Origin of the sequence: Sphingomonas fuzhouensis (assembly GCF_034659795.1) — a bacterium.
GTDB lineage: Bacteria > Pseudomonadota > Alphaproteobacteria > Sphingomonadales > Sphingomonadaceae > Sphingomonas > Sphingomonas fuzhouensis.
In genome coordinates this window covers 621,490-643,555 of the sequence record NZ_JAXSQY010000001.1, presented here as the reverse complement: position 1 = coordinate 643,555, position 22,066 = coordinate 621,490, and the positions used below count along the sequence as shown (strand labels likewise).

Here is a 22,066-nt window from a genome sequence, read left to right as displayed (position 1 = left end):
TCAGGCGGTTTTCTCCACCCGCAGCATCGCCAGCGCCGCCAGCCCCATCACCGCAGCGGCGATCGCCATCGCCCAGACCAGATTGTCGGCAAAGAAATGCCCGACCACCGCACCCATGATCGACGATACGATCAACTGCGGCAGTACGATAAAGATGTTGAACAACCCCATGTAGATACCCAGCTTTTCTGCCGGAAGCGCGGCCGACAGGATCGCATAGGGCATGGTCAGGATCGAGGCCCAGGCGATGCCGACCAGCACCATCGACCCCATCAGCCACCACGCGTCACGGATCACCAGAAACGACGCGAACCCCGCCGCGCCGCTCAGCAGCCCCAGGATATGCGTATTCCGCCGCCCGATCGCCCGCGCCAGCGGCGGCAGCGCGAAGGCCCAGAGCGTTGCCACCCCGCTATAGACCGCGAACAGCACCCCGACCCAGTTCGCGCCCGCGTTGAACGCGGCGCTGTTCGCATCGCTGCTATGAAAGACCCGCTCGGCGACGATTGGCGTCGTGTAGATCCACATGATGAACAGCGCCGACCAGGTGAAGAACTGAACGAGCGCAAGCCGCTTCATCGTTAAAGGCATGGCGGCCAGATCGGCAAGGATCTGGCTGAGCGCATTACTCCCCCGCCCATCCCGAACCAGCACGGCGCTGACGATCTTTGCGAGACCAAAGGCGATCAGCCCGCCGCCCAGCAGATAGACCGGCTTGTCCAGCCCCAGCCAGCCGACGCCCGCGACGATCACCGCCCCGCCCGCGATCCAGAGCGGCGCCGTGCCCATCCGATCGCTGGGCGCGGCATCGCTATGCGTCGCCTGCCCTTCATCGCTATCGGCAAAGGCGGCGAGTTGCTCGGGCGCATATTCACGCGTGGTCAGGACGGTCCACAACACTGCAATGAACAGGGCCACGGCACCGATATAAAAGCCATAGCGCACCGAGGGCGGCACCTCGCCCGGTGCGGCGACATTAGCGACATGGAAGACATCGGTCAGCACCATCGGGGCCAGCGACCCCAACACCGCCCCCGCGCCGATGAACCCGGTCTGGAACGCATAGCCCGCCGTCCGCTGGCGGCTGGGCAACATGTCGCCGACAAAGGCGCGGAACGGCTCCATCGACACGTTGAGCGAGGCGTCGAGCAGCCAAAGCAGCATCGCGGCCGCGACCAGCCCGCCCGCATTGGGCATCCCCACCAGCGCCAGCGTCGCGAGCACCGCGCCTGCCAGGAAATAAGGCCGCCGCCGCCCGAACCGTCCCCAGGTCCGGTCGCTATAATGGCCGATCACCGGCTGGACGAGCAGCCCGGTCAGGGGTGCGGCGATCCACAGGAACGCCAGGTCCTTCTCGGCCGTCCCCAGCGACTGGAAGATGCGGCTGACATTGGCGTTTTGCAGAGCAAAGCCGATCTGGATGCCGAAAAAGCCGAACGAGGTGTTCCACAACCCCCAAAAGCCCTGACGCGGCTTCTCCATAGTCTCTCCCAACATATTATTTTCGTTATGATTATGGTCTGATACTTGACCCGCGCACGACGAGCGTGGCGGGCAGCAGGGTCGGCGTTCGCGGCTTGCCCGCAATCTCGGCGAGCAGCGCCCTCACCAGCAATCGTCCGGCGGCGGCGGCGTCCTGGATCACCGTGCTGAGCGGCGGATGCGCAAAACTCGCCGCCGGAATATCGTCGAAGCCGACCAGCGAGATATCGGCGGGCACGCGGAACCCCGCCTCCGTCACGACCCGCAGCGCGGCCAGCGCGATCAGATCGCTGGCCGCCATGATCCCGTCAAAGGACCGCCCCCGCGCCAGCAAGGCGCGCGCCGCCTGTTCGCCCGCCTCTTCGCTGGAAATCGCACCGACCTGCAGCGCCGGATCGCAGTCCAGCCCCGCCTCGGCCAACGCGTCGCAATAGCCGCGATAGCGATCGTGAAATTCGGGATAATGGTCGGTCGCATCGCCCAGAAAGGCGATCCGCTTGCGCCCCTGCGCGATCAGATGCCGCGTCGCGGCCAGTGCGCCCGCATGATTGTCGCAGCCGATAGTCAGCCCCGGCTGCCCCGGCGTCACCGATCCCCAGCGCACGAAATGCGTGCCGCGCGCGACCAGCGTCTCCAACTGTTCGCGGTAATCGGCATAGTCGCCATAGCCCAGCAGGATCAGCCCATCGGCACGGTGGCTGTCCTCATAATCCGCCTGCCAGTTGCTGGTCGGGTTCTGGAACGAGACGAGCAGGTCGTAGCCGACCTCCGCGCAACTCTCCATGATGGAGCCCAGCATGCCGAGAAAGAACGGGTTGATGAGCGTCCGCCCCGGCGAGGGATCGCGGAAGAGGAGCAGCGCCAGCGTGCGGGTCTGCCCGCTGCGCAGATTGGAGGCGGCGCGGTCGACCGTATAGTTCAGGGTCTTGGCAATCGCCTCGATCCGCGCGCGGGTGGCGGCGCTGACCGAGGGGCTGCCGCGCAGCGCACGGCTGACCGTCGGCTGCGATACGCCCGCCATTTGCGCGATGTCGAACGATGTGGGCTTTCGCGGACCGGCCAAATCGATGCTTCCTCCTCTCCGCCCCGCTTACCGGCTTTCCTGAGCCGGGTTAAGCAGAAGCGCTGTCGTAATAATGCAACAGGCCGATCCGGCCGCATTGAATACGTATGCGGCATCATTCCTTTTCGGTGCGCGTCCTTTCACAGGAGGGGCAACAACCATACCCGTCCTTTGAACGAAGACGGGGTTTCCTGGAGGGGATTTCATGACGGTTCGCCCTGGGGCGCCGGCCGATGCCGCGCGCTCGTTCCTGAAGCTCGGGGTCAGCACGCTGGCCATGGTCATCGCCGCGCCCGCCTTCGCGCAAAGCGCCGCGATCGTGCCCGCACCCACCACCGGCCAGGCCGATGCCGCCGCCCAGCAGGCCCAGGCCGAATCCGAGCCAGGCGATATCGTCGTCACCGGCTTTCGCGCCGCGCTGGAAAATGCCGTCGCCGAGAAGAAGAACCGCGACCTGGTCGTCGAGTCCGTCTCGGCCGAGGATATCGGCAAGCTGCCCGACGCCTCGATCGCCGAGTCCATCGCCCGCCTGCCCGGCGTCACGTCGCAGCGCGTCAATGGCCGCTCCAATGCCATCTCGATCCGCGGCTTCGCCCCCGATTTCTCGACCACGCTGCTGAACGGGCGCGAGCAGACCTCGACCGGCGACAACCGCGCGGTCGAATATGACCAGTATCCGGCGGAAGTCGTCAACCAGGTCCTGATCTACAAGACGGCCAATGCCGGGCTGATCGGCCAGGGCCTGTCGGGCACCGTCGACCTGAAGACCATCCGCCCGCTCGATTACGGCAAGCGCGTGATCTCGGTCGGTGCGCGCGGCACCTATGCCGATATCGGCAAGCTGAATGCGGGGTCGAAGGATTTCGGCTACCGCGCCAGCGCGACCTATGTCGACCAGTTCGCCGACGACACGATCGGCGTCGCGCTGTCGGCCAGCTATCTGAACGAACCATACCAGATTCAGGAAGGCAATGCCTGGGGTTATGCCCAGACCACGGTCGGCGGCCAGCCGGTCGACGTCATCGGCGGGTCCAAATCCTATGTCACCTCGACCACGCTGAAGCGCCTCGGCCTGTCGGGCACGGTGCAGTGGCGGATGAGCGACACGTTCACCAGCACGCTCGACGGCTTCTATTCCGACTTCAACGACGACCAGATCAAGCGCGGCATCGAACTGCCGCTGCAATGGGGTTCGGGCACGTCGCTGACCAATGCGGTGGTCAATAACGGCCTCGTCACCTCGGGCACCTTCAACAAGGTCGAAGGCGTTGTCCGCAACGACTCGTTCCAGCGCAAGGCCAAGCTCTATTCGTTCGGCTATAACGGCAAGTACAAGGGCGATGACGGCTGGAGCGCGTTCATCGACCTCAGCTATTCGCGCACCGACCGCGACGAGGTGACGCTGGAAACCTATAGCGGCACCGGATACGGCCAGGGCAATGGCGCGACCGATACGATCGGCTTCGTAACCGGGCCCACCGGCACCGTGTTCAAGCCGACGCTCAACTATTCCGACCCCAACCTCATCCAGCTGACCGATCCGCTGGGCTGGGGCGGCTCGACGCGGCAGGCGGGCTATTTCAACGACCGCAAGATCACCGACCAGATCAAGCAATACCGCGTCGAGATCGAACGCGAGGTCGAGACGCCGATCGTCAGCGCGTTGCGCTTCGGCCTGAACTATACCGATCACGTCAAGTCGCTGGCGCCGAACGAGTCCTTCGTGACGCTGCCGGGTGGTGCGACCATCGCGCCGTTGCCGCAGCAATATCGCCAGACGCCGACCGACCTGACTTATCTGGGTCTGGGACCGATGCTCAGCTACGATCCGCGCGCGCTGCTGGCGGGCGGGGTCTATACGCTGACGCCCAACACCAGCCCCGACGTGCCCGCCAAGGCCTATACCACGACCGAGCATCTGATGACCGCCTATCTCCAGGCGGACCTGAAGGCGCAACTCGGCACCGCCGAGCTGACCGGCAATGTCGGCGTGCAGGCGGTCGGCACCGAGCAGAAGTCGCGCGGGCTGATCTATAACGGCACCGGCTATACCAACATCACCCAGGGCGCCGATTATTGGGACATCCTGCCCAGCGCCAACCTGTCGCTGCGCCTGCCCAGCGACTGGGTGTTCCGCGTGGCGGCGGCGCGCCAGATGATGCGGCCCCGCTTCGACGATATGCGGGTTGCGCTGTCCTATGGCTTCGACGCGGCACAGGGCATCATCTCGGGCAATGGCGGCAATCCCTATCTCCGCCCGATCCGCTCCAACTCCTATGACGTGACGGTCGAGAAATATTTCGGCACGCGCGGCTACCTCGCCGCGCAGGGCTTCTACAAGGATCTCAAGAGCTTCGTTTACAATCTTGAGCAGCCTTACAATTATGCCGGTCTACCGCTGCCCGCCTCGCTGCCTGCGGGCATTCCGACGCAAGGGCGCATCACCCGGCCGATCAACGGCACCGGCGGCAAAATCTACGGCGTCGAACTGGCGGGGACACTGCCGCTGGGGCAGATCGTCGGCTTCCTCGACGGCTTCGGCCTGACGGGCGGTGGCTCCTACACCAAGACCGAGATCACCCCGACCCCCGGTGGCGATCCGGAGGACATTCCCGGCTATTCGCGCTGGGTGGCGAATGGCACGGCCTTTTTCGAGAAATGGGGCCTGAATATTCGCGGCTCGGTCCGCTACCGCTCGACCTTCGTGGGTGAGTTGTCGGGCTTCGGCGCCAATCGTGTCCGCCGCCGCGCGATCGACGAGACGATCGTCGACGGCCAGATCGGCTATGACTTCCAGGAGGGCGCATTCAAGGGCCTGTCGATCTTCCTGCAAGGCCAGAACCTGACCGATACGCCGTTCGTCACCACCAATGCCGGTCGCCGTGACGAGGTGATCGACTATCAAAGCTATGGCCGCCGGTTCCTGGCCGGGTTTACCTATCGCTTCTGATGACCATACCCCCGCGCCGGTCGATCGGCTGGCGCGGGGCATTGTGAGACGCCTTATGGACGCCGCCCCCTCCCCAGACCGTATCGCGCGCCCGGCCGTTACACAGCGCGTGGTGATCGTCGGCGGCGGCACCGCCGGATGGATGGCGGCGGCGGCACTCGCGCGGTTCGTCCCCGCCTCCACCCGCATCACCCTGATCGAGTCCGACGCGATCGGCACCGTCGGGGTTGGCGAGGCGACCATCCCTGGCATCCGCCTGTTCAACCAGATGCTGGGGCTGGACGAGGCCGCGTTCCTCCGCGCCACCCATGGCAGCTTCAAGCTGGGCATCAGGTTCGAGGGCTGGTCGGGCGACGGCAGCGGCTATCTCCACGCCTTTGGCAGTATCGGGCGCGGACTGGGTCTGGTGCCGTTCCACCATTATTGGCTGCGCGGCGGCGGGGCGGCGAACCCCGCCTCGCTCTGGGGGCATATGGCGAGCGCCCAGGCCGCGATGGCCGGGCGCTTTGCCCCCGATCCGGGCCGCCCGGACCTGCCGAGCGGGCTGGCCTGGGCCTATCATTTCGACGCCAGCCTCTATGCCGCGCTACTGCGTCGCCATGCCGAGGCGGCAGGTGTGGTGCGGGTGGAGGGCAGGATCGCCTCGGTCGCGCGCGACATGGCCGGGCGGATCGATCATGTCGCGCTGGAGGGGGGACATCGCGAACCGGGCGACCTGTTCATCGACTGCTCGGGCTTTCGCGGGCTGCTGATCGGCGAGACGCTGGCCGAGCCGTATGACGACTGGTCCGACCTGCTCCCCTGCGACCGCGCGCTGGCCGTGGCGGGCGAGCGGGCCAGCCCCCTGCCTCCCTATACCCGCGCGATCGCGCACGAAGCGGGGTGGCGCTGGCGCATTCCGCTTCAGCATCGCACCGGCAACGGCCTTGTCTATGACAGCCGCCACCTGTCCGAGGATGAAGCGACCGACCGGCTGCTCCCGGCTTTGGGGGGAGAGGCGACGGGCGCGCCGCGCCTGCTGCGCTTCACCACGGGGCGGCGGCGGCGCGCCTGGGTCGGCAATTGCGTCGCGCTGGGGCTGGCGGCCGGGTTCCTGGAGCCGCTGGAGTCGACCAGCATTCACCTGATCCAGTCGGCTATCGCCCGGCTGCTGGACTATTGGCCGGGGCCGATGCTCCAGCCGGTCGAGATCGACGCCTATAATCGTCTGACCGAGGCCGAGTGGCTGGGTGTACGGGACTTCCTGATCCTGCATTACCATGCCAATGCGCGCCCCGAGCCCTTCTGGGTCGAGCGACGCGCGGTGCCGCTGCCCGATAGCCTCGCGGCCCGGATCGCCCTGTTCCGCGCGAACGGCCGCATCCAGCGCGATGGCGACGAACTCTTTGCCGAGCCCGCTTGGGCGCAGGTGATGATCGGTCAGGGCATCTTGCCCGCCGGGCATCACGCACTGGCCGATGCGGTGTCGCCGGACGAACTCGACGAATTCCTCACCCTCACCCGGCGTCACGCCGCGCAGGTGGCCGCGCGGCTACCGACGCACGACGCTTTTCTGACCGCGCATTGCGCCGCGCCCGTTTCGAAGGTTCCCGCATGAAGTCGCTGCTGCTCGCCCTGCTCGCCACCGCAACGCCCTTGGCCGCGCAGGATTACCGCCAGCGCCTGCCGCAGGACGAGGTGATCTATTTCGTCCTGCCCGACCGGTTCGAGAATGGCGACCCGTCCAACGACCGCGGCGGCCTGAAGGGCGGACCGCTGATCACGGGTTTCGATCCGACGCACAAGGGCTTCTACCATGGCGGCGACCTGAAGGGGCTGACCAAGCGGCTCGACTATATTCAGGGGCTGGGCGCGACCGCGATCTGGCTGGGGCCGATCTTCAAGAACAAGCCGGTTCAGGGCGCCAAGGGGCAGGAGAGCGCGGGCTATCACGGTTACTGGATCACCGACTTCACCACGGTCGACCCGCATCTGGGCAGCGAAGCGGACCTGCATGCCTTTATCGCCGCCGCCCATGCGCGGGGGATGAAGGTCTATATGGACATCATCGTCAACCACACCGCCGACGTGATCCAGTATCGCGAATGCGCGGAGGGCTCGCCCTGCCCGTACCGCGACCGCGCGACCTATCCCTATCAACGGCGCGGCGGCGTGAACGGCCGGGCGATCAATCCGGGCTTTGCGGGCGACGATGTGCAGACCCCCGCCAACTTCGCGACGCTGATCGACCCGAACTACGCCTATACGCCGTACGTCCCGGCGGGTGAAAAGAACGCCAAGACCCCCGCCTGGCTCAACGACCCGATCTATTACCACAATCGCGGCAACTCGACCTTCGAGGACGAGAGTTCGACCATGGGCGATTTTTCGGGACTCGACGATCTGTTCACCGAAAACCCGCGCGTGATCGCGGGGATGATCGACATATACGGCGGCTGGATCGACCGGTTCGGGATCGACGGCTTTCGTATCGATACCGCCAAGCATGTGGACCCGGCATTCTGGCGCCGCTTCGTGCCTGCGATGCTGGCGCGGGCCAAGGCGAAGGGCATCCCCAACTTCCACATCTTCGGCGAGGTGACGGCGGGGATGGAGCCAGGCGCCCTTGCCCGCTGGACCAAGATTGCCGACTATCCGGCGGTCCTCGACTTCGCCTTCATGAACGCGGTGATCCAGACCGTCGCCGAGAACAAGCCGACGCGTATCCTCTCCAACCTGTTCGAGGGTGACGTGCTCTACGCCAAGGAGGAAGCGACGGCGGACATATTGCCGACCTTCCTCGGCAATCACGACCATGGCCGCTTCGCCCGTGACGTGAGGCAGGCCAACCCCAACGCCTCGGACGCGGAAATCCTGAAGCGCGTCGAACTCGGTCATGCCATGCTGCTGACCTTGCGCGGCGTACCGACCATCTATTCGGGCGACGAACAGGGCTTTGCGGGCGACGGCAATGACCAGGACGCACGCGAGGACATGTTCGCCAGCAAGGTCGCAAGCTATAACAACAACACGCTCGTCGGCACGACGAAGACGACCGCGACCGACAGCTTCGTGACCAGCCACCCGCTTTATCGCGAGATCGCGGCGCTCGCCCGCCTGCGCGTCGCCAACCCCGCCCTCACGCGCGGGCGGCAGGTGATCCGCGCGCGGGGCGATGCGCCGGGGCTGTTCGCGGTGTCCCGTTTCGACCCCGCCACGGGACGCGAATATGTGATCGCGTTCAACACCTCGGGCAAACCGATCACCCAGGCCGTTCAGGTCGAAACCGGCTCGCAGCGTTTCACCGCCATGGCGGGTGCCTGCGCCCCGAGCGCCGCCGCGCCGGGGAGCCTGATGTTGGAATTGCCCGCCTTCGGCTATGCCGTCTGCGCGGCGGAGAGCCGTTGATGACCAAGACCATCCCCCACGCCGCACGCCCCTGGTGGAAGGGCGCGGTGATCTATCAAATCTACCCGCGTAGCTTCGCCGACAGCAATGGCGACGGCATCGGCGACCTGCCGGGCATCACCGCGCGCCTCGATCATGTCGCCAGCCTGGGGGTGGATGCGATCTGGCTGTCGCCCTTCTTCACCTCGCCGATGAAGGATTTCGGCTATGACGTGGCGGATTACCGCGACGTCGATCCGATCTTCGGCACGCTCAAGGATTTCGACGCGCTGGTCGCCCGAGCCCACGAACTGGGTCTGAAGGTCGTCATCGATCAGGTGTACAGCCACACCTCCGACGAACATCCCTGGTTTACCGAGAGCCGGTCGAGCCGCACCAATGCCCGCGCCGACTGGTATGTCTGGGCCGATGCCAAGCCCGACGGCTCGCCGCCGTCCAACTGGCAGTCGGTATTCGGCGGCCCCGCCTGGACCTGGGACGCCCGGCGCGGGCAATATTACCTCCACAATTTCCTGAAGGAGCAGCCGCAGCTTCACGTCCATCACCCGGACGTGCAGGCCGAGTTGCTGGCGACGGCGCGCTTCTGGCTCGACCGGGGAGTGGACGGCTTCCGCCTCGATGCGATCAACTTCATGATGCACGAGCCGACTTTCCGCGATAACCCGCCCGCCCCCGACACCGGCAAGACGCGCACCCGGCCGTTCGACTTCCAGCTGAAGCTCTATAATCAGAGCCATTCCGACATCGTGCCGTTCCTGGAACGCATCCGCGCCACGCTGGACGAGTATGGCGACCGCTTCACCGTAGCCGAGGTCGGCGGCGACGAGGCCGACCGCGAGATGAAGCTGTTCACGGCGGGCGATCACCGGCTCAACACCGCGTACGGCTTCGACTTCCTCTATGCCGACCGGCTGACCCCGCGCATCGTCGCCGAGGCGCTGGCGAAATGGCCCGCCGAGCCTGGTACGGGCTGGCCGAGCTGGGCGTTCGAGAATCACGACGCGCCGCGCGCCGTGTCGCGCTGGACCACGCCGGAGCATCGCGAGCCGTTCGCGCGGATGAAGATGCTGCTGCTCCTGTCGCTGCGCGGCAATGCGTTTCTCTATCAAGGCGAGGAGCTGGGGCTGACGCAGGTCGATGTACCGTTCGAGCGGCTGGTCGACCCGGAGGCGATCGCAAACTGGCCGCTGACCCTGTCGCGCGACGGGGTGCGCACGCCGATGCCGTGGAGCAGCAATGCCATTAACGGTGGTTTTTCGGACGCCGAGCCGTGGCTGCCCGTCGGGCCGGATCATGCCGCACTGGCAGTCAACCGGCAGGACGGCGACCCGGACTCGCTCCTGAACCTCACCCGTCGCCTCGTTCGCCTGCGCGCGGAAACGCCAGCGCTGGCGGTCGGCGACCTGACGCTGCTCCATGCCGACGACCAGCTGCTCGCGTTCGAGCGGCGCGAGGGCGACCAGCGGCTGCTCTGCCTGTTCAATCTGGGCGACACGCCCATGACCCTGCCCCCTGCCCTGCCGCGTGGTGGGCGGGTTCTGGTCCAGATCAATAGCGCCACCGATGAACGCCTGGGCGCGTTCGGGGCGGCGATCCGGGAGATGACTGTATGAAGACGACCATTGCCTTGGGACTGGGCCTGATCGCCAGCGCCGCCCATGCCCAGAACGGCCCCGCCGATCCGGCGGTCAATGAGACGTTCAAATTCGCCAAGCCCGTCGGCCAGCCCGACGCGGTGGAAACCTCGCCCAATGGCAAGATCACAGTACAGGTCTCGACCGACAATGACGGTCGCGCCGTTTATATGATCGCACGGAACGGCAAGGCGATCGTCGCGCCGTCTCGCCTGGGCATGATGTTCGCTGACGCGCCCAAGATCGAGCGAGGGATGAAAATCGAGTCCGTCGCCCACGCCAAGTCCGACACCAGCTGGACCCAGCCTTGGGGCGAGTGGCGCACCATCCGCGACAATCACCGCGAGATGCGCGTCCGCCTGATGGAATCGAGCGCGCTCCATCGCCGCTATGACGTGGTGTTCCGGGTGCAGGACGACGGCGTCGGCTTCCGCTACGAGTTTCCCGAGCAACAGGGGCTTCCACACGCGAACATCGCTGAGGAACTGACCGAGTTCAACATCGCGCAAGACGGCACGGCGTGGTGGAAGCCCGCTTTCCTGTGGAACCGCGAAGAGTATCTCTACAACCGCACCCCCATCAACGCGGTCGGCACGGCGGCGACGCCGATCACCATGAAGCTGGACGACGGCACCCATATCGCCATCCATGAGGCGGCGCTGGTCGACTATGCCAGCATGGGGCTGATGAAGACCGAGGGCAACAGCTTCAAGGCGGTGCTCACCCCCGGCTCGGGCGCGCCCAAGGTCATGAAGACCGGCGCGTGGGAAACGCCGTGGCGGACCATCCTGATCGCCCCCGACGCGGGCGGGCTGTATATGAGCCATCTGATGCTCAACCTGAACGAGCCCAACAAGCTGGGCGACGTATCCTGGGTGAAGCCGGGCAAGTTCGTCGGCGTCTGGTGGAAGATGATCAAGGGCGAATGGAGCTGGGCACGCGGCCCCCGCCACGGCGCGACCACCGCGAACGTGAAGACCTATATCAACTTCGCCGCGAAATACGGCATCCCCGGCGTGCTGGTCGAGGGGTGGAATATCGGCTGGGACGGCGACTGGGCGGGCAATGGCTCGGCGATGCAGTTCGCCACCCCGGCGGAGGATTTCGACGCCGATGCGCTGGCGAAATACGCCAAGTCAAAAGGCGTCTCGCTGATCGGCCATCATGAGACGGGCGGCGCGGTCAGCCACTATGAGAGCCAGTTCGACCCGGCCTTCAAGTTCGCCGCCGATCATGGCGAGCATGTCGTCAAGACCGGCTATGTCGCCGATGCCGGGCAGATCGAGCGGGTGAACGCGGACGGCTCGGTGTCGCGCGAGTGGCATGAGGGCCAGTGGATGGTGAACCACCATCTGCGCGTGCTGGAGGCCGCCGCCAAGTACAAGGTGTCGATCGATGCCCACGAGCCGGTCAAGGACACCGGCCTGCGCCGCACCTATCCCAACTGGCTGGCGCGCGAGGGCTCGCGGGGGATGGAGTATAACGCCTGGGCCGGAAAGAACCCGCCCGAGCATGAGGCGAACCTGACCTTCACCCGGATGCTCGAAGGCCCGATGGACTTCACGCCGGGCGTGCTCAGCCTGACCGGCACCGACAACAGTCCGATCCAGTCGACCATCGCCAAGCAACTGGCGCTGTATGTCGTGCTCTATTCGCCGGTGCAGATGGCGGCGGACACGCCGGAGAATTACGCAAAATATCCAGAAGCCTTCCGCTTCATCGCGGATGTGCCGGTCGATTGGGAGGATAGCCGGGTGCTGAACGGCGAGGTTGGCGATTATGTCACCTTCGCGCGGCGGGACCGAAAGAGCCGCGACTGGTATATCGGCTCGATCACCGACGAGAATGCGCGGGACTTGACCGTGACGCTGGACTTCCTGGAGCCGGGCAAGACCTATGAGGCGCAGGTCTACAAGGACGGTCCCGGCGCGACCTATGCGACCGAGGCGCGCCATTCCATCGCGTTCGAGACCAAGCGGGTGAAGAAGGGCGATACGCTGACCCTGTCGCTGGCCCCCGGCGGCGGCCAAGCGATCCGGTTGAAGGCTCTGTAACGCAAAAAATCCTCCCCAAGCTCTGCTTGGGGAGGATTTAAGCGGTTACTTCGTCGGGAAACCGCGCTGCTTCAACAACGCGTTCACATCCGGATCACGCCCCCGGAACGCGCGGTACGCTTCCGCCCGGTCGGTCTCATTCCCCGTCGACAACAGAATACGCGCGAAGCGATCCGCTGTCGCCTTGTCCCACGGACTGCCCGCTTCCTCGAACGCGGCGAAGGTGTCGGCGTCCATCGTCTCCGACCAGAGATAGCTGTAATACCCGGCCGAATAGCTGTCCGACGAGAACAGGTGATTGAACTGCGGCAGGCGGTGCCGCATCACCAGCTCCTTCGGCATCCCGATCTCCTTTAGGGTCGCCGCCTCGAATGCCGCCGGATCGACCACGCCATCAGCAATGGTGTGCAGCTTCATGTCGACGATCGCCGAGGACAGATATTCGGTCGTCGCAAAGCCCTGGTTGAAGGTCTCCGACGCCTTGATCTTGTCGAGCAGCGCCTGCGGCATGGGCTGGCCGGTCTTGTAGTGGCGCGCATATTTGTCGAGCACGTCGCGGGTCAGCAGCCAATGCTCGTTCACCTGGCTGGGATATTCCACGAAGTCGCGCGGCGTGCCCGCGAGCCCCGGATAGGTGACGTTCTGGAGCATCGCGTGTATCGCGTGGCCGAATTCGTGGAACAGCGTCTCGGCATCGTCCAGGCTGATGAGCACCGGCTCGCCCTTCGCACCCTTGGCGAAGTTGTTGTTGTTCGACGACAGGACATTCTGCACCGGCGGCAGGTTGCGCTGGCCGCGATAGGTGTTGGCCCAGGCGCCCGAACGCTTGCCGGTCCGCGCGAAATCGTCGCGGTAGAACAGGCCCACTTCCTTGCCGTTGCGGGTCACATGCCAGACGCGCATGTTCGGCTCGAACACCGGAACCGTGCCGGTGATCTCCTTGAACTCCAGCCCATAGAGCCGGTTCGCGGCATAGAGCGAACCCTGGATGATGTTGTTCAGCTCGAAATAGGGCTTCAACTCGGCCTGATCGAGGTCGTAGCGGCTCTTGCGGACCTTCTCCTGATAGAAGCGATAGTCCCAGGGCTCGATGGTGATCTTCGCGCCATCCTTATCCGCAATCGCCTGCATGTCGCGGACTTCCTCGGCGACGCGCGCCTTGGCGGCGGGCCAGACGCGCATCATCAGGTCCATCGCGGCGGCCGGGGTCTTGGCCATGGTGTCCTGCATCCGCCAGTCGGCATGGGTCTTGAAGCCCAGCAGATGCGCGCGGTTGGCGCGCAGGCGGACGATGCGGGCGATGGTCGCCTTGGTATCGTTGATATCGCCATTGTCGCCGCGCTTGGTAAAGGCGCGCCATACCTGCTCGCGCAAGCCCCGGTCGGTGGCGAAGGTCAGCACGGGATCGACCGCTGACCGCGTGTTGACGATCGCCCAGCCCTGTTGCCCGCGCTCGGCCGCCGCCGCTTTCGCCACCGCCTTCACGCTGTCGGGCAGGCCTGCCAGCCGCCCCTCGTCGGTTACGATGATCGCGGTGCCTTCATCGGCCAGCAGCCGCTGCGAAAACTCGCTGAAGTTGATCGCGAGGTTCTGGTTGAAGGCGGACAGTTCCTCCTTCTGTGCCGGCGTCAGCTTGGCACCCTGCCGCACGAAGCTGTCATAAGTTCGTGTGACCAGCCGCTTCTGCTGCGCGTCGAGGCCCGAGGTATCGCGGGCCTTGTAGATCGCCTCGATCCGGGCGAACAGCTTGGGGTTGAAGGTGATGGCGTCCGACGCCTTGGACAGCTTGGGCGACCATTCGCGGTCGAGCGCCTGATAGGCGGGCGTGTTCATATTGCCGGTCATCACCCCGAACAGCGTCATCACGCGGTTCAGCGTCTGCCCGGCATTCTGCATCGGCACGAAGGTATTGGCGAAGGTCGGCTTGGCCGGATTGTTGGCGATCCGGTCATAGTCTTGCTGACGCTCAGCCAGCGCCGCCTCGAACGCCGCGGGGAACAGTTCGGGCTTCACCTTGTCCCAGGGCGGCACCCCGCCATAGGGGCCGGTCCAGGGGGCGATCAACGGATTGGCGGCGGGGGCCTGGGCCGCCTGGGGTGGAGACGCCATGGCGGACGTACTCAAAAAGGCCGCCAGAGCGGCGGCGAGGGACAGATGACGCAATGTGAACTCCCGGTCATGAAACGCGCGTCATCACCATAAACCCATGTTTCGGCGGGTAAAGTCTTGCGCCCACCACCGTCGTCATCCGCCGCTCGGGGCCTCATCCCCCATGGCGCTCCAGTGTCGGGCCGCCGCCATAGAGATAGCCGGGATCGAAATCCGCCAGCGCCGCCAGCGTGTCGAGGTCGAGGATGCGCGCCTCACCGGTACGAAAGGTCATCAGCCCGCGCTCGCGCAGCGACCGGAGCACACGGTTGAGATGGACGGGAGTGATCCCCACCGCCTCGGCCAGATCGATCTGCGTCACCGGGAAGCGGAACGCGCCGTCATGCACCAGATCGACCATCGAAAGGCGCGCATGAAGCTCGCAGAACAGATGCGCGACCCGCCCGTCCGCCTCCAGCCGCCCCAGGCGGAACACCCATTCGCGATGCATCGCAGCATCGAGCAGCGTCGAGAACCAGAGCAACCGCGTCAACCGAGGCCGATGCGCGACAATCTCCTCCAGCCGATCATGGCCCGCCAGTGCGACGCGAACCGGGGTCAGCGTCGCCACGTCATGGTCGAGATGGCGCATCGCGAAGCCGTGCAGGTCGACGAAATCGCCGGGGACGTGGAAGGCGACGATCTGGCGATTGCCATGCCGATCGTCCATGTATCGGCACATCACGCCTTCGAGCAGCAGGCTGCTATGCCGCACCCGCTCGTCGCGCCGGATGACGATCGTTCGCGCCGGGATGCTGCGCACCTCGTCGATGCTGTCTTCCAGTATCGCGGCGTCGTCGGGCGTCATCGCGTCGCGGCCGCGCCCCTTCAGGAACAGATGGGTCAGGCGCGACTGATCGTCATCGCGCCTTTGGTCGCGTAGCCTGTCGATCGCGGAAACGGACATGACATATCCCTCGCCCAGTGTTCGAAGGGGAAATCCCTCGCATGGGCAAAGTGTTCCGCAAGCGACACGATCGGCGGGTCAGTCGCCGATCGGCTTGCCCGCCGCCCGCACCGGATCGCCGCCATGCGAAAGGCCTTCCGGTGCCTTGCGGTTGCTGCGCACCGACGCCCAGAAGGACAAACCGATCAGCGTCGCGCCGATCAGGCCGGTAATCGTCTCGGGGATATGGAACCGGACCGACAGCAGCATGATCGCGGCCAGCGCGACGATGGCATAGAAGGCACCGTGCTCCAGATAGCGATATTGGGCGAGCGTGCCATGATCGACCAGCATGATCGTCATCGAACGGACGAACATCGCACCGATACCCAGCCCCAGCGCGATGATGAACAGGTTGTTCGACAAGGCGAACGCCCCAATCACCCCGTCGAACGAGAAGCTGGCGTCGAGCACTTCAAGATAGAGGAAGGCGGCAAAACCCGATCGCGCCGCAGCCCCGGTCGCGGCGTCGCCGTCACCCTCCAGCAGGACGCCGATGGCATGGACCGCGATATAGGTGAGCAGGCCGAAGATGCCCGAGGTGATGAAGGTCATCGCCTCTTCGGCCGGAATAAACTGCGCAATGACATAGAGCGCCAGCAGGACGATGCCCGTCGCCAGCCCCGAAATGTCCCGCAGCGCCGCCAGCGGCCGCTCGATCACCGGCAGCCAATGCTCATCCTTCTCGTCATCGAGAAAGAAGTTCAGGCCGACCATCGCCAGGAAGCTGCCGCCAAAGCCCGAAATGCCGACATGCGCCGATGTGATGATCTGTTCGTAGCGGACGGGATCACCCGCGGCGAGCTTGATCGCCTCGATCGGGCCCATATGCGCGGCGATGGCGACGATGGCGAGCGGGAAGATGATGCGCATCCCGAACACCGCGATCAGAATGCCCCAGGTCAGGAAGCGGCGACGCCATTTGTCGTCCATGTCGCGCAGCACGGTCGCATTGACCACCGCATTGTCGAAGGACAACGACACTTCCAACACGCCGAGCACCAGCACGATCCACAAGATGCCGAGCGTGCCGGGCAACGTCCCCGTGCTCTCAAAGCCCAGCCAGGCGGCAATCGCCAGGCAGAGCGCCGTGAACAGAAACGATCCCTTATAATATTTCAGCAGCACTCGCCTGGTCCCCCGTAGCTGTCCGACCGGCCGCGTGCGCGGCGATCCGACGACCGGGACGTAAAGCCCGGTTGGTCGGATTTGTTCAATCGGAAACCGGCTCTATCGCCGCGAAGCCGAGACACGACAAGTCGGGATCAGCGGCCGGGATCGGACAAGACCCGGCGGTTATCAGATGCGCGCGTCGTTGCCGATCAGCTGTTCGGATATCCGCGTGGCGGTGGCGCGCAACTGGGCCAGCGCTTCCTCGTCGTCAACCAGTGCGTCGGTGATCCGGATGAACGGCACCGTCAGGACCGCGCAGGCGCGCCCCGCCCGCATGACCGGCACCGCCAGTTCGACCATGCCCGTCAGCTCGGGACTGTCCGTCCGCGCGAAACCCTGGGCGCGAAGCGTATCGGCCTTGGCGATCAGCGTATCGCGCATCTGGTCGGACAGGGGCGGATCGAACAGACCTTCCCATTCGCGGCGCGTGTCGTCGGGTTGGAAGGCGTAGAGGATCAGGCCTGACGACGTCTCGTGCAGCAGCCGTCGATAGCCGACCCGCACCGAAAAGCCGACCGAGGTGTTGGCCTCCATCCGCGCGATGACCGAGGATGCCGCACCCGAGGGGATGGCAAGATAACAGGACTGACCGATCTGGTCGGCCAGCAGCCGCATTTCGGGCAGCGCCTGTTCCATCAGGCTGCGCACCGGCGGCCGCTTCAGCCCCAGGTGGAACAGCCGCGGGGTCATGACATAGCCATCGGGACCTTGTGCGACATAACCCCGATGTTCCAGCACCTGGATCATCCGGAACAGCTCGCCGGTCGAGCGGCCGAGCCGGGTGACGATGGCGCTCATCGTCAGCGGATGTTCCTCCGCCGCCAAGAGTTCCAGGATATCCAACCCCTTCTCCAGAGCCGGAGCGCGGTAGAGTCGCTTATCGTCCAATCCTCCCGCCGGTTCGGTGATCAATAATCCCTCCGTCGCGGTCGACCACGCTGCGTGATGACCGCCTCCTTATGCGTGTCCGACATGCGCGGCTATATCGTCTGCTCTTGCAGCGGCAATATGATTAACGACTGCATGACAGTAATTTAATCGATCAGGATGTGAACTATGCCGGGCGCGACCTGGACGATCGTCCGCACCTGATCGGGGGGAACCGCCGCCTGCCTGGCTGGATCGGCCAGGACAACGCGCCAGCGTCCGGCATGATGGCTGGACGAGACGATATTGTCCGTCCCCCCCATCGCCCGGACCAACCTGTCAGGCAGACTGGCCTGCGTGCTGCTCGCTTTCTCCGGCGCCGGAGCAGCCACCGCCGGCACCGCCGCCGTGCGGGTGGTCGCCGCGACCGGGCCTGCCTCCATCGCCGCGCGCATTTCCATCGCGACGGTGTCGGCGACCGGCCCCAGCACGACCTGGACGCCGCTGGGCGAGGGGCGCAGGATACCGCGTGCGCCCAGCCGCTTGAGCGCCGGTTCGTCGACCTGCGCCGGATCGACGACGATCAGGCGCAGACGCGTGGTGCAGGCGGCAACTTCGCTGAGGTTGGTGCTGCCGCCCATCGCCGCGACGAAGGACGCGCCCCGCCCCCCTGCGACCGCATTGCCCTCGGGCTGGTCGGTCTCGACGGCGGCATCCGCCTCGCGGCCCGGCGTCTGCAGGTTCCAGCGGCGAATGGCGAAGCGGAACACGCTGTAATAGAGCAGCGCATAGACCGCGCCGATCGGGATCAGCAGCAGCGGCTTGGTCGCCTTGCCGAAATTGATGACATAGTCGAACAGACCGGCCGAGAAGGTATAGCCCAACCGCACGCCCAGCGCATTCATCAGCGCTTCCGACAGACCCGTCAGGATCGCATGGAAGGCGTAGAGGACCGGCGCCAGGAACATGAAGCTGAACTCGATCGGCTCGGTCACGCCGGTCAGGAACGACATCAGCGCCAGACTGAAGAGCATGCCGCCGACCGCCTTTTTCCGCTCCGGCAGCGCCTCATGATACATGGCCAGGCACGCGGCGGGCAGGCCGAACATCATCACGGGGAAGAACCCGCTCATGAACGCGCCCGCCGTCGGATCGCCCGCGAAGAAGCGGGTCAGGTCGCCCGTCTTGCCGTGATAGTCGCCGACCACGAAATAGGCGACGGTGTTCAGAATGTGGTGCAGGCCGGTGACGATCAGCAATCGGTTCAGGACGCCAAAGGCGAACAGCCCCAGCCCGCCCGCCTGGACGATGCCCTGGCTCATCGCATCGATGCCCGCATTGACCGGCCCGAACGCCACGCCGAGCAGCGCCGCCAGACCCAGGCCCACTATCCCGGAGATAATCGGCACGAAGCGACGACCACCAAAAAAGGCGAGATATTCCGGCATCTTGATCGTAGCGAAACGGTTGTAGAAGCTCCCCCCGATCAACCCGGCGACGATGCCGACCGGCACGTCGAAGCGGTGCACCGCCTTGGTCCGCCAGGCGGCATCGACGATGCCGGCAATATCCTTGGCCAGCCCTGCCCCGGTTCCCGCCGGGGGCACGACCAGCGTCTCGGCCCCCTTGATGGTGACGAGGTAGCAGGTGATGCCCGCCAGCGCCGCCGCGCCATTGCCGTCACGGGCAAAGGCGGTGGCGACACCGACCGCGAATAGCAGCCCCAGATTGTCGAAGATCGCATTGCCCGCATTCGCCATGAAGGCGATGTTCAGCATATCGGGCTGGCCCAGCCGGAGCAGCAGCCCCGCCACGGGCAGGACCGCGATGGGCAGCATCAGCGCCCGCCCGAGCGATTGAAGCGAGGCCATGGGCGAGCTCATGCGCCGATCTCCTGAAGCATAGTCGTGATGTGCGCGCGGACCGCCGCCGCCGAGGGGAGCGCCAGCGCGGCAATCGCGGCGGCGCGGCAGCGGACCATATCGAGCTTGCCGACCAGCGCCTTGATCGCCGCCACCCGCGCCGGGGGCACCGACAATTCGGTCACGCCCAAGCCGAGCAGGATCGGCACCGCCAGGCGATCGGCGGCAAGAGAGCCGCAGACGCCGACCGGCGTGTCATGCTTGGCCGCGCCGTCGCAGGTCGTGCCGATCAGGCGCAGCACCGCCGGATGAAGCCCGTCGACGCCCGCCGCCACCGCCGCGTTGCCGCGATCCATGGCCAGCGTGTACTGGGTCAGGTCGTTGGTGCCGATCGAGAAGAAGTCGGCCTTGCGCGCGAGGATATCGGCGGAAATCGCGGCCGCCGGGGTCTCGATCATCACGCCGACCTCGGCCTTTCCGCCTTGCCGCTCGACGACGGCCCGAACCGCCTCCAGCTCAGACAGGCTGGCAACCATCGGCGCCATGATCCGGCACGGCTGGCGCACCGCCAGAATCGCGGCGACCTGATCCTCCAGCAATTGCGGATCGGCCAGCGACACGCGGATGCCGCGCAGGCCCAGCGCCGGGTTTTCCTCGACGGGCAGGTCCATATAGGGCGCGGGCTTGTCGCCACCGACATCGAGCAGCCGGACGATCATCGGCCGGTCGCCCAGCGCATCGGCGATCGCCTGATAGTCGCGCGCCTGTTCCTCGCGGGTCGGCGCGGTCGCCCGCTCCAGGAACAGGAATTCGGTGCGCAACAGGCCACAGCCCTCCGCGCCCTCCGCCACCGCCGCCTCGGCATCCGCGACCGAGCCGAGATTAGCGAACATCTCGATCCGCACGCCGTCCGCCATACGGCAGGGCCCTTGCGCGGCGCGGGCGGCTTCCATCTCGGCCTTGCGGCGGGCAATGGTGTCGCGTGCCGCGCTTTGCGCCTCGGCATCGGGTTCGGGATCGATCAGGCCGCGATCGGCGTCCAGCACGATGACCCGGCCATCCTCCAGCGCCGCCAGCGGCTCGCCGAACGCCACCGCCATGGGCAGGCCCATGCCCGCCGCCAGGATCGCGGCGTGCGAGGTCGGCCCGCCCTTGACCAGCGCGATGCCCGCCACGACGGCGGCATCGAGTGCGGCGACCTGGCTGGGTAGCAGATCCTCGGCGACCAGGATCGCGCCCGTCGGCACGCTCGGCCCCTCGATCGGCAATCCCGCAAGTGCTGCGAGCACATGGCGCTCCAGATCGCGCAGATCGTCGGCGCGCTCGGCGATGCGGCGGTCGCCGCTCGACAGCAGGACGGCGACCTGTTCGGTGATCGCTTCCTGCCACGCGACGCCCGCGCTCAGCCCCCGGCCGATCGCGGCCAGAGCGGCGTCGGTCAGCGTCGGGTCGGCGAGCATCGCGCCATGCGCGGCCATCACCCCGCCCCGCGCGCCACCGGCGGTAGCGGCCTGCGCGAGACTGGCGCGAATCGTGTCGAGCGCGTGCGTCAGACGCACGCGTTCCTCCTCGACCGTCCCGGCCAGCGTTTCGACCGGAATGGTCGCACGGGTCAGGCGGTGGATCGGCCCGACCGCGAGGCCCGGCGCGGCAGGAACCCCGCCCAGCCCCGGCCCTTCGCCGCGAACCGGCTCGGGCGCGTCGACCGGCATTTCCTCGGGCGTGGCGTCGTTCAGGAAGGCGATGACCTCGGCCATGGCGGCGGCGGCCTGTGCCCCGCTCGCCTCGATCCGTACCGTCGTTCCATGGCCCAGGCCAAGCCCCAGCAGGCCGACCGCGCTCAGCGCCGAGGCGTGGCGGTCGCCATGATAGAGTGTGACGCGCGCATCATGCTTGCGGACGGCCTCGACCAGCCGCGCGGCGGGACGGGCGTGCAGGCCGTGCGACAGCGCCACGACCGTTTCCTCGATCAGCGTCTCGCCGCCGGTATCGGCCTCGACCGCCTCACCGCCCAACGGCACGACGCGCAGCAGCGGATCGCCGACCGCGACCAGCCCCTTGGCGATCGGCTCGACGGCATAGCGGGTGGCGTCAGCGACGATGATCGGCGTGACGACGGCGGGCGCGTTCTGGACCAGATAGTCGAGGTCGAAGCGGATCAGCGGCTGCCCCGCCAGCACCTTCGCGCCCGCCTGCACCTGCGGGGTCAGCCCCTTGCCGCCCAGCGACACGGTGTCGATGCCGATATGGCAGATCAGTTCATAGCCATCGGTGCTGCGTAGCGTCACCGCATGGCCCGCCTCGTGCACGGTCAGCACGGTCGCATCGCAGGGGGCGCACAGCGCGTCGTTGACCGGATCGATCGCCACGCCGTCGCCCAGCATCTTTTCGGCGAAGACAGGGTCCGGCACGTCGGCAAGCGGCGTCACCCAGCCGGCCAGCGGCGCAAAAACGGTCAGGTCACTCATCGCACGTCACTTTCGCCAAACTGCATTCCTTC

The 22,066-nt window shown here is 66.1% G+C and carries 13 protein-coding genes; 5 read left to right on the top strand and 8 right to left on the bottom strand.

Annotated elements, in window-relative coordinates:
- Complete coding sequence (locus U1H82_RS02985) at positions 1-1,497, bottom strand: MFS transporter (RefSeq protein WP_322963450.1); 1,497 nt, start codon at positions 1,495-1,497, stop codon at positions 1-3.
- 16 nt (positions 1,498-1,513) lie between these two features.
- Positions 1,514-2,545, bottom strand: coding sequence for a LacI family DNA-binding transcriptional regulator (locus U1H82_RS02980; protein WP_322963449.1), 1,032 nt, complete (start codon positions 2,543-2,545; stop codon positions 1,514-1,516).
- A 205-nt stretch (positions 2,546-2,750) separates the two neighbouring features.
- Here U1H82_RS02980 and U1H82_RS02975 point away from each other — a divergent pair, with 205 nt between their 5' ends.
- From U1H82_RS02975 to U1H82_RS02955, 5 genes are read left to right on the top strand one after another with little or no spacing between them, the layout of a single operon-like run.
- Entirely contained in the window at positions 2,751-5,495 is a 2,745-nt protein-coding gene (locus U1H82_RS02975) for a TonB-dependent receptor (RefSeq protein WP_322963448.1), read from the top strand.
- Positions 5,496-5,550: 55 nt separating this feature from the next.
- Positions 5,551-7,092 carry a tryptophan halogenase family protein gene (locus tag U1H82_RS02970; RefSeq protein WP_322963447.1) on the top strand — a complete coding sequence of 514 codons (1,542 nt, stop codon included), beginning with the start codon at positions 5,551-5,553 and terminating at the stop codon, positions 7,090-7,092.
- Positions 7,089-8,882 carry an alpha-amylase family glycosyl hydrolase gene (locus tag U1H82_RS02965; protein WP_322963446.1) on the top strand — a complete coding sequence of 598 codons (1,794 nt, stop codon included), beginning with the start codon at positions 7,089-7,091 and terminating at the stop codon, positions 8,880-8,882. The genes U1H82_RS02970 and U1H82_RS02965 overlap by 4 nt, the downstream gene beginning before the upstream one ends.
- Positions 8,882-10,495, top strand: a complete 1,614-nt coding sequence (locus tag U1H82_RS02960) for an alpha-amylase family glycosyl hydrolase (protein WP_322963445.1) — start codon at positions 8,882-8,884, stop codon at positions 10,493-10,495. Before U1H82_RS02965 ends, U1H82_RS02960 begins: the two co-directional genes overlap by 1 nt.
- The gene (locus U1H82_RS02955) at positions 10,492-12,570 is read left to right on the top strand and encodes a glycoside hydrolase family 97 protein (protein WP_322963444.1); all 2,079 of its coding nucleotides are present in this window, start codon (positions 10,492-10,494) and stop codon (positions 12,568-12,570) included. Before U1H82_RS02960 ends, U1H82_RS02955 begins: the two co-directional genes overlap by 4 nt.
- Before the next feature lie 45 nt (positions 12,571-12,615).
- Here U1H82_RS02955 and U1H82_RS02950 read toward each other — a convergent pair whose 3' ends face one another.
- The 6 genes from U1H82_RS02950 to ptsP all read right to left on the bottom strand — a co-directional run bounded on the left by U1H82_RS02950 (position 12,616) and on the right by ptsP (position 22,034).
- Positions 12,616-14,733, bottom strand: coding sequence for a M3 family metallopeptidase (locus U1H82_RS02950; RefSeq protein ID WP_322963443.1), 2,118 nt, complete (start codon positions 14,731-14,733; stop codon positions 12,616-12,618).
- Positions 14,734-14,833: 100 nt separating this feature from the next.
- Positions 14,834-15,625, bottom strand: a complete 792-nt coding sequence (locus U1H82_RS02945) for a Crp/Fnr family transcriptional regulator (protein WP_322963442.1) — start codon at positions 15,623-15,625, stop codon at positions 14,834-14,836.
- 78 nt (positions 15,626-15,703) lie between these two features.
- Positions 15,704-16,789 (bottom strand): DUF475 domain-containing protein, encoded by a 1,086-nt coding sequence (locus tag U1H82_RS02940; protein WP_322963772.1) that lies wholly within the window; start codon positions 16,787-16,789, stop codon positions 15,704-15,706.
- Between the two features lie 174 nt (positions 16,790-16,963).
- Positions 16,964-17,749, bottom strand: a complete 786-nt coding sequence (locus tag U1H82_RS02935; protein WP_322963441.1) for an IclR family transcriptional regulator — start codon at positions 17,747-17,749, stop codon at positions 16,964-16,966.
- Positions 17,750-17,871: 122 nt separating this feature from the next.
- Positions 17,872-19,587, bottom strand: a complete 1,716-nt coding sequence (nagE, locus tag U1H82_RS02930) for an N-acetylglucosamine-specific PTS transporter subunit IIBC (RefSeq protein WP_322963440.1) — start codon at positions 19,585-19,587, stop codon at positions 17,872-17,874.
- On the bottom strand, positions 19,584-22,034 hold the full coding sequence (gene ptsP, locus U1H82_RS02925; protein ID WP_322963439.1) for a phosphoenolpyruvate--protein phosphotransferase: 2,451 nt from the start codon (positions 22,032-22,034) through the stop codon (positions 19,584-19,586). Before ptsP ends, nagE begins: the two co-directional genes overlap by 4 nt.
- Positions 22,035-22,066 lie beyond the last annotated feature (32 nt).

Excerpts from the sequence above, each read along its gene's own strand:
- U1H82_RS02985 (WP_322963450.1), bottom strand. The coding sequence starts at position 1,497 with ATGTTGGGAGAGACTATGGAGAAGCCGCGTCAGGGCTTTTGGGGGTTG.
- U1H82_RS02975 (WP_322963448.1), top strand. The coding sequence starts at position 2,751 with ATGACGGTTCGCCCTGGGGCGCCGGCCGATGCCGCGCGCTCGTTCCTG.
- U1H82_RS02970 (WP_322963447.1), top strand. The coding sequence starts at position 5,551 with ATGGACGCCGCCCCCTCCCCAGACCGTATCGCGCGCCCGGCCGTTACA.
- U1H82_RS02965 (WP_322963446.1), top strand. The coding sequence starts at position 7,089 with ATGAAGTCGCTGCTGCTCGCCCTGCTCGCCACCGCAACGCCCTTGGCC.
- U1H82_RS02960 (WP_322963445.1), top strand. The coding sequence starts at position 8,882 with ATGACCAAGACCATCCCCCACGCCGCACGCCCCTGGTGGAAGGGCGCG.
- U1H82_RS02955 (WP_322963444.1), top strand. The coding sequence starts at position 10,492 with ATGAAGACGACCATTGCCTTGGGACTGGGCCTGATCGCCAGCGCCGCC.
- U1H82_RS02945 (WP_322963442.1), bottom strand. The coding sequence starts at position 15,625 with ATGTCCGTTTCCGCGATCGACAGGCTACGCGACCAAAGGCGCGATGAC.
- nagE (WP_322963440.1), bottom strand. The coding sequence starts at position 19,587 with ATGAGCTCGCCCATGGCCTCGCTTCAATCGCTCGGGCGGGCGCTGATG.
- ptsP (WP_322963439.1), bottom strand. The coding sequence starts at position 22,034 with ATGAGTGACCTGACCGTTTTTGCGCCGCTGGCCGGCTGGGTGACGCCG.